The 13,417-nt window shown below is 42.2% G+C and carries 13 protein-coding genes; 4 read left to right on the forward strand and 9 right to left on the reverse strand.

Annotated features, from left to right (window positions below; genetic code table 11):
• Positions 1-35 precede the first annotated feature (35 nt).
• The gene (locus AC1DQW_RS00955; RefSeq protein WP_477452418.1) at positions 36-341 is read left to right on the forward strand and encodes a hypothetical protein; all 306 of its coding nucleotides are present in this window, start codon (positions 36-38) and stop codon (positions 339-341) included.
• 338 nt (positions 342-679) lie between these two features.
• On the opposite strand, the gene pyrH is transcribed toward AC1DQW_RS00955, so the two are convergent.
• The 6 genes from pyrH to rplM form a co-directional block, all read right to left on the reverse strand.
• Entirely contained in the window at positions 680-1,384 is a 705-nt protein-coding gene (gene pyrH / locus AC1DQW_RS00960; protein ID WP_477452419.1) for a UMP kinase, read from the reverse strand.
• A gap of 125 nt (positions 1,385-1,509) precedes the next feature.
• Positions 1,510-2,631, reverse strand: a complete 1,122-nt coding sequence (gene nagA, locus AC1DQW_RS00965) for an N-acetylglucosamine-6-phosphate deacetylase (RefSeq protein ID WP_477452420.1) — start codon at positions 2,629-2,631, stop codon at positions 1,510-1,512.
• 179 nt (positions 2,632-2,810) lie between these two features.
• A complete protein-coding gene (tsf, locus tag AC1DQW_RS00970; protein WP_477400926.1) occupies positions 2,811-3,662 on the reverse strand; it encodes a translation elongation factor Ts in 852 nt (283 codons plus the stop codon).
• A gap of 161 nt (positions 3,663-3,823) precedes the next feature.
• A complete protein-coding gene (rpsB, locus tag AC1DQW_RS00975) occupies positions 3,824-4,690 on the reverse strand; it encodes a 30S ribosomal protein S2 (protein WP_477400925.1) in 867 nt (288 codons plus the stop codon).
• A gap of 18 nt (positions 4,691-4,708) precedes the next feature.
• Positions 4,709-5,095, reverse strand: a complete 387-nt coding sequence (gene rpsI / locus AC1DQW_RS00980) for a 30S ribosomal protein S9 (RefSeq protein WP_477413142.1) — start codon at positions 5,093-5,095, stop codon at positions 4,709-4,711.
• Between the two features lie 26 nt (positions 5,096-5,121).
• Positions 5,122-5,559, reverse strand: coding sequence for a 50S ribosomal protein L13 (rplM, locus tag AC1DQW_RS00985; protein WP_290327650.1), 438 nt, complete (start codon positions 5,557-5,559; stop codon positions 5,122-5,124).
• A gap of 245 nt (positions 5,560-5,804) precedes the next feature.
• Here rplM and AC1DQW_RS00990 point away from each other — a divergent pair, with 245 nt between their 5' ends.
• A complete protein-coding gene (locus AC1DQW_RS00990; RefSeq protein ID WP_477452421.1) occupies positions 5,805-7,091 on the forward strand; it encodes a BamA/TamA family outer membrane protein in 1,287 nt (428 codons plus the stop codon).
• 107 nt (positions 7,092-7,198) lie between these two features.
• Here the strand turns inward: AC1DQW_RS00990 and AC1DQW_RS00995 are convergent, their stop codons facing one another.
• Positions 7,199-7,609 (reverse strand): SPW repeat domain-containing protein, encoded by a 411-nt coding sequence (locus tag AC1DQW_RS00995; RefSeq protein WP_477452422.1) that lies wholly within the window; start codon positions 7,607-7,609, stop codon positions 7,199-7,201.
• Positions 7,610-7,922: 313 nt separating this feature from the next.
• Here AC1DQW_RS00995 and AC1DQW_RS01000 point away from each other — a divergent pair, with 313 nt between their 5' ends.
• Positions 7,923-8,054: a hypothetical protein gene (locus tag AC1DQW_RS01000; protein ID WP_477400920.1), complete on the forward strand. Its 132-nt coding sequence runs from the start codon at positions 7,923-7,925 to the stop codon at positions 8,052-8,054.
• Positions 8,055-8,210: 156 nt separating this feature from the next.
• Here AC1DQW_RS01000 and AC1DQW_RS01005 read toward each other — a convergent pair whose 3' ends face one another.
• Together AC1DQW_RS01005 and amaB are read right to left on the reverse strand one after the other, a co-directional pair.
• Complete coding sequence (locus AC1DQW_RS01005; RefSeq protein WP_477452423.1) at positions 8,211-9,854, reverse strand: S8 family serine peptidase; 1,644 nt, start codon at positions 9,852-9,854, stop codon at positions 8,211-8,213.
• Positions 9,855-9,878: 24 nt separating this feature from the next.
• Entirely contained in the window at positions 9,879-11,420 is a 1,542-nt protein-coding gene (gene amaB, locus AC1DQW_RS01010; RefSeq protein WP_477452424.1) for an L-piperidine-6-carboxylate dehydrogenase, read from the reverse strand.
• A gap of 240 nt (positions 11,421-11,660) precedes the next feature.
• Between amaB and AC1DQW_RS01015 the strand changes: the two genes are divergently transcribed.
• Positions 11,661-13,064: a tetratricopeptide repeat protein gene (locus AC1DQW_RS01015; protein WP_477452425.1), complete on the forward strand. Its 1,404-nt coding sequence runs from the start codon at positions 11,661-11,663 to the stop codon at positions 13,062-13,064.
• Positions 13,065-13,417: the final 353 nt, after the last annotated feature.

Genomic DNA, 13,417 nt, shown 5'->3' on the forward strand with positions numbered 1-13,417 from the left:
TGTGGGCCTTTTACTTTTAAAGCCTATTTTAGAGAATGAATAATCCAACAGATGAACTGGAAAGTAAATGGCAGCCAATTATTATGTTTTATGGATTCGCCATCCTACTTATTATTGTTGGTGCCACCATTTCGCCCACCAATTTAGCTGGGGCAGGAATTGACTTGTTGTTCATCCTGATTGCTACCGTCGGTAATATTGTTTTGCTTTTCAGATCGATATTTAAACTGATTAAGCAAGGCAAAGCTTTTCGGATGGCTGTAGCAATTCATGCCGTAATATTTATGCTGTGGTTCGGGACAATCATGTTTACTATCATCTATGCTGCTATAACAAAATAAAACCAGGCATCGGGCGGCTATTTTAAGTAGCTGGAAAAAAGTAATGACATAATTGTAAATGGGGATTCTTGTAGAGGCGCATCACATGCGTCTCCCGCCAAACAGGCCGATTTACCAAGGTTCGATTTGCATGTGGAAGACACATGTGATGTGCCTCTACATAAAAATAATGCAAAAAAAACATCGATAATCAATTGCTTTCAATTACGTCATTATAAGGAACGAAGCAATCCCAAGGATGCAAAGCAAATATGCATACTTCGTGATTGCTTTGTTCGCAATAACATAAAAGACTTGTCCCTCCTTCGTCAGGATAACAAAATAAAAGGATTGTCGCTTTACTTCACCAGTGTACCAATGGCTTCACCATTGGCAATCTTCATAAAGTTGCCTTCTTTGTTCATATCAAATACAATAATAGGCAGCTTATTTTCCTGGCAAAGGGTAATGGCTGTCATATCCATTACATTTAGGCCTTTATCGTATACTTCCTGGAACGAGATCTCGTCATAACGGGTAGCGCTGGGATCCTTTTCCGGATCGGCGGTGTAAATACCATCAACACGGGTGCCTTTCAGTACAACATCGGCTTTAATTTCAATAGCGCGTAATGATGCCGCGGTATCTGTAGTAAAATACGGGTTTCCTGTACCGGCACCAAAGATTACTATTTTGCCAACTTCTAAATGATGCATCGCGCGGCGGCGGATGTAAGGCTCACAAATCTGCTCCATTTTAATGGCCGATTGCAGGCGGGTTTCCACGCCAATACTTTCCAGCGCGTTTTGCAGTGCCATGCAGTTGATCACAGTAGCCAGCATCCCCATATAATCGGCCTGCGCACGCTCCATGCCCGATTTTTCGGCACTCAGGCCCCTGAAAATATTACCGCCACCAACAACGATCGCTATTTCCATACCGGTATCATACACGTTTTTTATATCCTGGGCATATTGCAAAACCTGGGCATTGTCGATGCCATATTGCCTGCTGCCCATTAACGATTCGCCCGAAAGTTTCAGTAAAATTCTTTTGTATTTCATTTGGTGTGATTTGTTAATAATAGAAATAGATGGAACTTGCTTTTGTGGATATCATGAATTGATAAAGCTTTGTTCATATGTGCGTAGTTCGCCAAAAATAAAGAATAAAAATCAGTGTTAAAATTTTATGTTGTCTTTGTTAAAAAATCGCCTTGTAAAATGGTGCTTTCTACCTCAAAATCAGCATTAAACATAACCAGGTCGGCATCAAAACCTTTTTCAACTTTGCCCTTTTTTAGTTGTTTTGCCAGTTGTGCCGGGTATAACGAGGCCATATTAACAGCTTCGGCCAGGGAAATACCAACCTCTTTTACACAATTTTCCACAGCCTTTAGCATAGTAAGGCATGAGCCCGAGAGTGTTCCATCGGGCATGGTATACCTGTCGCCCCTTAGCTCATGTTGATAAGTGCCCTCCTTGGTAGAAGTTACCGCATCGGTAATCAAAAATAATTTATCACCCAACTCGCGCTTGGCAAGGCGGATCATCGCAAAATCAACATGGATACCATCGGCCACGATACTGGTAAAGGGGCATTCCTCAAAAATAGCAGGAATATAGCCTGGTTCGCGGTGGTGCATCTGCGGCATGGCATTAAATAAATGCGTAACCGCCTGTATGGGTTTGTTTAAAAACGCTTTACCCTCGGCATAAGTAGCATTGCTATGGCCTGATGAAATGATAATGCCCTGGCTGTACAGGTAATCAATCACTTCCTGGTCCTGCAGCTCGGGTGCTATGGTGATCATTTTTATTTCGCCTTCGGCGCGCTCCACCCAGCCCTTAACTTCTGCAAGGGTTGCTTTTTTGATATATTTTTCGGGATGAGCGCCCCTTTTTGCAGGGTTTAAATACGGCCCCTCCAGGTGCAGGCCCCAGAATGCGCCCCTCGCCTTTTTGCGGTATAATTTAGCAGCCTCGATTCCTGCCTCTACAATTTCATTGGTATTGGTGCCTATGGTTGCAAAAACGCCTATAGTTCCCTGGTTTAACAGATCGTTCTCTAAGCGTTCCAGTGCTTCAACAGTTGGCGTGCCGGCAAAAAGCTTTCCTCCGCTGCCATAGATCTGCAGATCGATGAAACCGGGAGCAAGATATGAGCCATTAAGATCCTTCTTTTCTGCATCAGCAGGCATGGCGGTTTCATCAATAACATCGATGATCGATCCGTTTGAAATTAAAACGGCTTTACCATGGGCAATTTGCCCGTTTGAAATGAGTTGGAGGTTGTGAAGTGCTGTTATCATGATTCCTGAAGGTTTTACCAACATGTCATTGCGAGCGCAGCGCGGCAATCGCGAACTGTGCATCTTCGCTCTGTATAGTTTGCTATTGTTTCGTCGTTTCTCCCCGAAATAACATTAGAGTTATCAAAACAATATCGCAAAAAAAATCCCCCTCGTTTTATACGAGGGGGATAAAATATTTAAGCTCCTAAAGCTACCCGCTTAAAGGCGGTTACTGTAAGGCCTTTTTCAACGGTGGCCAGGAACTGGGCAACGCTTTTTGATGAATCTTTTACAAACTCCTGGTTTAACAGGGTTGAGTCTTTATAGAATTTGTTCAGTTTACCTAAGCTAATCTTTTCAACCATTTCTTCTGGTTTACCTTCAGCACGGATCACATCTTTAGCAATTTCCAGCTCACGCTCAATTACAGAAGCATCAACGCCATCTTTATCAACCGCGATAGGGTTCATAGCAGCAATTTGCATTGCAACATCTTTACCTGCTTCATCAGCACCTGCCGGGTTTGAGTTTAAAGCTACCAATACACCTAAACGGAAGTTACCGTGTACATAAGCAATAACTTTTTCGCCGGTGATGATCTCTAATTTAGATACACCGATTTTTTCGCCGATTTTACCGGTTTTGTCGATAATAGCGTCACCAATAGTAATAGTGGTGTTTTCGGTATCAATTGAAATAGCGTAAAGCTCTTCGATGCTTTTTGGTTGGTTTTCAACGGCTTTGTTAGCAATTTCGTTAGCGAAAGCAACAAACTCAGCGTTTTTAGCCACGAAATCAGTTTCGCAGTTAAGTTCGATGATAACACCGGTTTTGCCATCAGCAGAAGTGCGTGAAATAACAACGCCTTCGTTTGATTCCCTGTCCTGACGGCTTGCTGCAACCTTAGCACCTTTTTTTCTTAAAAAATCGATAGCTGCTTCAAAATCACCGTTAGTTTCGGTTAGTGCTTTTTTGCAATCCATCATACCGGCACCTGTTTGTTGGCGCAGTTTATTTACGTCGGCTGCAGATATTTGTACTGTAGACATTTTTTTTGAGTTTTAAGTTGTTTGTTATAAGTTGTAAGTTAAAGGCAAAATTAATTGGCTATTATAACTTGCAACTGTTTTTAATATTAAAACTATGGGTTGTAAATTGTAGATTATAAAAAACTTATAACTCACAACCTACAACCCACAACTAAATTCGATTACTCTTCTGTTTCGGCAGCAGGAGTTTCAGTTTCAGCGTCGGCTACAACGTCTGCAACTTCGGCAGTTTTCCTGGTTCTTTTACCGCCTTCGTTTTCACTGCGGTCTTTTACTTCAGGAGCATCAGCTTTAGCTTTCGCGGTAGCTGCTTCTTTTTCTGCTTCGTCTTCTTTCTCGCGTTTGCGTTCATCCAAACCTTCTTCAATAGCTTTGATGATAATGCTGGTGATCAATGAAATTGATTTTGTAGCATCGTCATTCGCCGGAATAGGGAAATCGATGTTTGAAGGATCGGAGTTGGTATCAACCATAGCAAATGTAGGGATGTTCAACTTCAAAGCTTCTGAAACTGCGATATGCTCTTTCTTAACGTCGATAAGGAATAATGCTGCAGGTAAACGGTTCAGATCAGAGATACCTCCTAAAAGGGTTTCTAATTTGATACGCTCACGTTGTATCATCAGCCTTTCTTTTTTAGAAAGGTTGCTGTAAGTACCGTCTTTAGTCAATTTATCGATGTTTGACATCTTTTTGATCGACTTACGTACGGTTGCAAAGTTGGTTAACATACCACCCAACCAACGCTCGGTGATGTAGGGCATGTTTACGCTTTTTGCATAGTCGGCAACGATATCTTTCGCTTGTTTCTTTGTAGCTACGAATAATACCTTACGGCCTGATTTTACAATTTGTTTGATAGCTGCAGCAGCTTCTTCAACCTTAGTTAAGGTTTTATTTAAATCGATAATGTGGATGCCGTTACGCTCCATGAAAATGTACTGTGACATTTTCGGATCCCATTTACGGGTAAGGTGACCAAAGTGTACACCTGCATCCAGTAAATCCTGATATGTTGTTCTTGCCATTGTGTTGTCCTCCTGTGATTAACGTTTACTGAATTGGAATCTCTTACGTGCTTTTTTACGACCTGGTTTCTTACGCTCAACCATACGGTCATCGCGGGTCATGATACCTTTAGCGCGTAGTGAAGGTTTCTTTTCAGGATCCAGTTCAACAATGGCTTTCGCAATAGCTAAACGAACGGCTTCTGCCTGTCCTTTTACACCACCACCTGCAACATTTACTTTAACATCAAATTTTCCGGCTGAACCAGAAACCTCAGTGCTCTGAGTTACGATGTATTGTAATGGCAATGTTGGGAAGTACTCTTTGTAATCTTTACCGTTAACGATGATCGCACCATTTCCTTCTGAAAGGTAGATGCGGGCAACGGCTGTTTTTCTTCTGCCTGAAGTGTTAGTTGTTGGCATTTTTTTTCTCCTTTAAAATTAAAAAGTTAAATGGTTGTTGGGTTTTGTGCTGCATGAGGATGCTCAGAACCTGCATATACATACAGGTTACCAAATAACGCCTTGCCCAAACGACTTTTAGGTAACATACCACGCACGGCTTTTTCAATTACGCGTGTTGGATGTTTTGCCATTAACTCCTTAGGAGAAATGAAACGCTGACCACCTGGATAACCAGTGTACGAAACATAAGTTTTGTCACTGAATTTGTTTCCGGTCAACTTTACCTTGTCTGCATTGATAACTATTACATTATCACCGCAGTCTACGTTCGGGGTGAAATCTGGCTTGGTTTTACCACGAATGATCATTGCGATCTTAGTGGACAAGCGCCCCAAAATCTCGCCTTGTGCGTCAACAACAACCCATTGTTTGTTAACGGTTTTTTTGTTGGCTGAGACAGTTTTGTAACTTAACGTATTCACTTGCTTTAAATTAAATTGTTTAAACGTTTATTATACCCCGCATTTTCGGGACTGCAAAGATACAGCTATTTGTGTTATTAGCAAATAGTTTTACGGAAAATTTATGCATGCAGAGATAACGATGCGAAAAGCTATTTGGGGCAACAGTTTGAACAATATTTAAAAACTTTTGCCTCCCGACTCTTTTTAATTATCAAACCGATGACATATATTAGCGCTGAACTCTAATTAATTACCCTAAATTGATGTCACCCATCTGCAGGTTTGCGCTTGGCGTATGTGTTTTTGCTTTAAACTCAATTGCGCTATCTGCTCAAACCCAGGTAAGTTTAGATGATTCTTTAAAAACGCAAAGAGATGCCAACGGGTATTTAAATTCAATTTTCAGCAGTAAAAAACCAGAGGAAGCCGATACAAGCCTCGACGAAAAGAATTTCTTTTGGGCTGTGCTACCCTCGGCAGCTTATAATCCAAGCGTAGGCTTTGCAGTCGGCGCAACCTCGGCAGCAGGTAAATACTTTGGCGACAGGCATAATACCATTCTCTCGGTAATGAACGCGGGTGCGTACATTTCAACCAATGGCCTTTCAACACTCGAATTTAAACACAATGCGTTCACCTCAAAAAATATATGGAACCTGCAGGGTACCTTACAGGTAGGTAAAACCATAGCCAAAGATAATGGCCTGGGTACCGGCAGGCGCAGTGTTGGTGATGGCCCATTCCACATGGGTGAACTGCATTTTAGCGATAACCCCAATGAGTTTCCGATAAGATATACCTACCTGAAAATAAACGAACGCATTTACCGCAAAATAACCGACCATATTTATGTGGGCGCGGGCCTCAGCTTTAACTTTTATAATAACATTGATGATAACCGGAAAAATATCCCGGAGGAGGATACGCATAATTACAGGTACAGCATTCGCAAGGGGTATAATCCTTTTAAATATAATGCCAATGGGGTTTTAATAAACTTTCAATACAACAGCCGCGATCAGCCAAACCGCGCGTTTAAAGGCATTTACGCCGATGTTATTTTACGGGCTAACCAAACCTGGCTGGGCAGCAATCATGCCGCGGTGCAAATAAAAGCCGAATTGAGGAAATACTGGAGCCTGAGCGACACCGACCCCGAAAATGTTTTTGCCATTTGGCACTGGGCCAATTACCTGCTTAAAGGATCGTTACCGTACCTTGAACTGCCGGGTACCGCCAGCGATGCCTATGGTCGCATAGGTCGCGCCTTTATTATCGGCAGGTTTAAAGGGCCATCTTTTGTATATAATGAGGCAGAATACCGGTTTCCGCTAACGGCTAATAAGTTGTTGAGCGGGGTTGCTTTTGTAAATGTAGAATCGGCCAATAACCAGCGGGATATTAAACTGTTCAGGTATTGGGAGCCGGGAGCCGGCTTTGGCTTAAGGTTGTTGTTTAATAAATATACCCGATCCAATATGTGTTTTGATTATGCCCGGGGCAGCTATGGCTCCGGCGGCTTTTTTTTAGGGCTCAACGAGGTGTTTTAAAAATAGCCTGTTATCACGCAGTATTTTATCATAAAAGCCGGGGCAAAAACAAAAGAGGCGCAAAAATTTTGCGCCTCTTTTGTTTTGTTTTATATCATGTAAAACGATTATATTGAATCTGTTGAAGTAAACCCACCTTCTTGAAGCGGTTCCTGGTGTCTTTTAAGCAAAGGCGATCCCTCGGTGAAAATACCCATGATGAATAGCAGGCCACCAAAAAGAACCTGTGGTATCCATAATTTTGAACTAAAATCATAAATCCACGGAGTACACATCAGGAATGAACCCATAATTACATCATTTATATTATGCATGCTCATTGGAAACACTTTAATAAAGCCCAGCTTGTTATCGGCAAAAATAGCCATGATCAACTGTAACCAGCCTACAATTAGTGGCAGGAATAAAGCCGCGCCGCCAATATGTAATGTATCAAACGTCCAAAGTGTTGAAATCAGTAACAAGGCTACTGCATAGTTTAAAAATGCATAAAAGGTTGTTGGAATAAAGCTTTTCATTTTTTAGCGAATTGTTGTAATGTATCTATTATTTATATACGTGTATCAAAAAAACGTTGCAAAGCTAAGCATTTATACAGGTTTTCGATATTTAAAATCACCTTGAATGCTTTTTATAGCTTAAAACAATTACCTTTAATTAATTGCTGTAATAATTGGCCAAAGATAGGCGTTTTTAAAATTAAAGCAATCCATTTTCTTCCTAAAAACCGGCACTACAAAAGAGGGCCTGTTAATCATCCGCAAATACAATATAATACCCGGGCTGCAATACCAGCAAGCCGGCATAATTAACATCTAAAACTATAAGATCATGAGCAAGGACAGACAAGCCGTAAAAGAAAAAAAGAAGCCAGCAGCCGAAGGAAGCAAAAAAGCGCCATCTGATTACCAATCCGGTAAAAAAGACGCCGTAAAACCCATTGGCGGCGATAAGAAAAAGTAATTTTTGGGACGAAGGACGTTCGGACAAAGGATTTTCGGACGTTCAGACAAAGGACGAGGGACTTTTGGATAAAGGACAAAAGATATAAAGCTATTTAAAGTCCTTTATCTTTTGTCCTTCTGTCTTTTGTCCGAAAGTCCTTGTTCCAAAAAAAATCTATTTCCTTTCTCCCCGCATTGTTGAGGCAATTTGCAGCGCTTTATATGCATTTACAATGCCGCCGGTTTTGCTCAGGGTAGTAAAGTCAACCTTTTCGGTTTTGGAGCCTGGTTTGTAAACCATAGTGCCGGTTAATGGTGTAGCCGATGCCAGGATAACCTGTTTTAATTGTTTTGAACTTAACGCTGGATAATATTCAAGCACCAAAGCCGCAATACCCGCGGTTATTGGCGATGAAAAGCTTGTGCCATCCTCAGTATTAAATTCGGCATCGGTGTCAATAGTAGTTACTTTAACACCAGGTGCAAAAACATCCACCATTTTTTTACCATAGTTACTGAAATCTCCTGCAAGGTGGTCGCCCAAATGTGAACCCGAAGCGCCAACATTAATCAGGTTATCAGCATCGGTAGCTGATCCGTCAAGAAAAAGATCGTTGGGATAATCAGTCTCCATATCCATATCGTCGTTATCATTCCCGGCGGCTAATACCAGCAATACATCTTTTGAAGCGGCGTACTTTAAAGCCTCATCAACCCATTCTTTATGCGGCGATATTTTTTTACCAAAACTCATGTTAATGATCTTTGCGCCATTATCTACCGCGTAATGTATGGCATTGGCAACATCCTTATCATACTCATCGCCATTAGGTACAGCTTTAATCGCCATAATCCTTACATTATCAGCAACGCCGTTTATACCATAATTATTCCCGCGTACAGCACCAATTAATCCGGCTACCCCTGTACCGTGTGACGCGTCAGCAAACTTTAAAAGGTTGTTGCCATAAGGTTTATGATCCAAGCTATCTACATTATCACCAACTATTCTTTTGCGCGATTCCAGGTCGGGCGATAAGTTGTTATTGAGCTTCTCCAGGTATTCGCTTAAATCTTTAATAATGGCAGCATTTGTTTTGTTGCCACCCTCCTGCGAAAATATAGTAGCCCATACATATTTACTTTGGCTTAAGGTATCGTTTGTTGTTTTGATCCTTACAAGGTCGGCTTCTTTAAAAGTGCCGTTTGCGCCTATACTGAGCGATTTTTTGATGTATCCGCTGGTTGCCATCAAGGCGTTCATGATGGGCTGTAGCTGTGCAGTTTCTGTTTGCGATTTATTTATGGTAGTATCATAAACGGTTTTAACGCGCTGCCAGTAAGCAAATGCGTTTTTATCTGTTGCGGTAGTGTCGGTGATACCAGCATATTTGCCTTTAAGTTTGTTGTACTCGCGTACTTCTTCGGTAGTTTCATTAAAATCTGCTTTACCGCCTGCGCCGCCTAAAAAATTCCAGCCATGTACATCGTCAATATAACCGTTATGGTCATCATCTATGCCGTTGCCCGGAATTTCTTTTGTATTTACCCATAAAATGCTTTTCAGGTCATTTTGCAGGGTATCCACTCCGCTATCAATGGTAGCTACTACAACAGTTTTGCTTTTTTTACCTTTTACATAAAGATAGGCAGGTTTTAAGCTGATGCCGAAGTAACCATCTTCCTTAAGGTCCATTAGTTGCCAGTGCCTTGGCGGGTCGGGTTCGGGCTTAGGCATTACCTGCGCCGATACCGGTTGATCAATTGTTAATGCTGCGAATAAAAAAGTGCAGGTAATGTATGAGCGGAAATTAAACATGTATAAATATTAGTAATAAAAATTTTAGAGATCGAACTTGATCCCCTGGGCTAATGGCAACGTTTTTGAATAATTAATAGTATTGGTTTGTCGCCTCATATAAACTTTCCATGCATCAGAACCAGATTCGCGGCCACCGCCGGTTTCCTTTTCGCCGCCAAAAGCGCCGCCTATTTCTGCGCCCGATGTACCGATGTTTACGTTGGCAATTCCACAGTCAGAACCAGCATAGGATAAAAATTGTTCTGCCTCGCGCAAATTATTAGTCATTATGGCCGATGACAGGCCCTGCGGTACACTATTCTGCAAATCGATAGCCTCTTCAAGCGTGGTATATTTAATGAGATAGAGGATAGGCGCAAAGGTTTCGTGCTGTACAATTTTAAAGTGATTTTCCACCTCGGCAATACACGGTTTCACATAGCATCCGGATGCATAAGCATTACCTTCCAGCTTACCGCCTTCAACTACAAATTTGCCGCCTTCGGCCTTGCATTTTTCTATTGAATCCAGGTAAAGCGCCACCGCATCATGATCAATCAGCGGCCCCATGTGGTTTTGCTCATCCAGCGGGTTACCTATCCGTATCTGTCCGTAAGCGCTCACCAGTTTTTGTTTAAAAGCTTCGTAAACACTTTCGTGTATAATAAGTCTGCGGGTACTGGTACAACGCTGCCCGGCGGTGCCTACAGCGCCAAATACCGCGCCAATGAGCGACATGTCCAGGTCGGCATTTTCGCTGATGATAATGGCATTATTGCCGCCAAGCTCCAGCAGGCTTTTGCCTAAACGGGCGCCTACAGCCGCGCTAACTGCCTTGCCCATGCGGGTTGAACCAGTGGCCGAAATGAGTGGCACGCGTGTATCATTAGCCATCAGCTCGCCAATATTACGATCGCCGATGATGAGGTTTGATACCCCTTCTTCAATATTGTTTCTTTTAAAAACCTCCTGCGCAATATGCTGGCAGGCAATGGCGGTTAAAGGTGTTTTTTCTGATGGTTTCCAGATGCAAACATCGCCGCAAACCCATGCCAGCAGGGCATTCCAGCTCCATACTGCAACCGGGAAGTTAAAGGCCGAAATAATGCCGACAATACCCAGTGGATGGTATTGCTCATACATACGGTGCTCCGGTCTTTCTGAATGCATGGTTAAACCATACAGCTGCCTGCTTAATCCTACCGCGAAATCGGCTATATCTATCATTTCCTGTACTTCGCCCAGGCCTTCCTGCAGACTTTTACCCATTTCATAGGATACCAGTGTACCCAGGTCATGCTTATTGGCACGCAGGGCCTCGCCTATCTGGCGTACAATTTCGCCGCGCTTTGGGGCAGGGGTTTGGCGCCAGGTTTTAAATGCTTTGGCAGCTTGCTCAATTACCTGGTTATAATCGCTTTCGGTAGCAAATTTAACCGATGCTATCTTTTGGCCGTCAACGGGCGATGTAACATTTTTTATGGCTGCATCGCTACTGCTGCCCCAGCTGCTCCCGGTACTAAAAGCATCATTAATATCGTTTATATGTAAACGTTTTAAAATATCTGTAATATCAAGGCTCATAATCGTTACTTTTGTCAAAGGTAAAAATCTTTAAGGCAATTTTTGGTTCACCCGTCCATTGCCGTTTAATTGATTGTCATTAATTATCAAGGCTTTGTAATTAACATCTGTTAAAAATGTGCGAATGTTGAAAACTAAATTGTCGATTGGACGCTTTATTGTCGTATTTTCAACTTAATAAGTCTTTACAAAGCAATATTTATTGTTAACCTAAAGCGGATGTTCTGCAAACAAAATTGAATGGAAGAAGAATTTGAATTTGGTTTTACCGAAGATCCAAAGTTTTCGGTAGAGCGGTACGAGGAGATGATCCGCAATCACGACCAGTACTTTTTTGATGCCCAGGCGTTTGAGAACATTATCGACTATTACATCGAAAAGAATGATCCGGCCAAAGCACTGCAGGTGGCAGAGTACGCACGTAACCAACACCCATTTGCAGCAGTTTTTTTAATTAAACAGGCCCAGTTGCTTGTAGTAAGCAACAAAGTTCCCGAAGCCTTTGCCGCACTTGAAAAGGCCGCTATGCTTGAGGCCTCTGATGCCGATATTTATATTATACGGGGCAACCTGTATGAAAGCATGGAACGGTTTGGTGAAGCTTTGGAAAATTATGAAAAAGCCCTTGGCCTTGCCGAAGAAACAGATGAGATATTACTGCACATTGCCTACGTTTATCAAAACATGGGCGATTACGATACTGCCATAAGCTACCTTAAGCTTTGCCTTAAGCAAAATATGGAAAACCAGGATGCCCTGTACGAACTGGCTTTTTGCTATGATGTAATGGACAACCAGCAGGAGAGCGTGCAGTTTTATCAGCAATATATTGATAACGAACCTTACAGCTACGCGGCATGGTACAACCTTGGCAACGCTTATACTAAGCTAAGTTTGTTTGAGAAAGCAATTGATGCTTATGATTATGCCATCCTGATAAAAGACAGCTTTGCATCAGCCTATTTTAACAAAGGTAACGCATTGGTTAACCTGGAGAAATATGCCGAAGCAATTGAAGTATACCGCCACACCTTTGAGTATGAGCAACCTAATGCTGATACTTATTGCGCGATCGGCGAATGCTACGAAAAGCTGGAGCAAATGGATGATGCCCGCGCTTTTTATAAAAAATCGGTTAAAATGGATCCTAAACTGGCTGATGCCTGGTTTGGGATAGGTGTTACGCTTGATTTTGAGGAACGTTATTTCGAGGCCCTGCACTTTTACAAAAAAGCGCTCGATCTTGATATTGCCAATGCCGATTATTGGTTTGCCATTGCCGATGCTGAATATAAGCTGGGCCACATGACCGAAGCTGAACAGGCTTATGAAAAGGTGGTTGAGCTAAACCCGCTGGATATTGATGCCTGGCTTGATTATTCGTCTATATTATACGAACAGCAAAGACTGGTGGGCGCTATCGAGATCATCTCGCAGGCGATAAAGAATAACCCCGAAGCGGCAGAGCTTTATTATAGAATGGTGGCTTATCTGTTTGCCAAAGGCGAATATAATGAAGCGCTTAACTACCTGGAAATGGCATTGACATCCGATCCGGAGAAACATTATATCCTGTTTGACTATCTGCCTCAGCTACAAAAGAACAAGGTAATAGTTGATATCATTAACAGGTATACGAAGTAGAAAGATGTGCAGATTTCAAATGATAGCTGCAACGATTTGATATTTAAATGAAAAAGCAGAGGAAAATTAATTTTCCTCTGCTTTTTTTATGACCACCACAACCGCCTCGTGATCGTCATTGCGAGTATCCACCAGGTAAGCTGAAAAAACAGTAATACATGTATGGATACCACAAACGCCCCGTGATCGTCATTGCGAGGAGGTACGACGAAGCAATCCCCAAAATACAGAGCGGATTTGCACAGCTACTCGGTAAATCGGGGATTGCTTCGTTCCTCGCAATGACGGGCAAGACGTCCATGTGCAAATACATACTGGCAATCAACAGCTTACAATCATGTCATTATAAGAAG

Source organism: Mucilaginibacter sp. P5_A4, assembly GCF_056400605.1.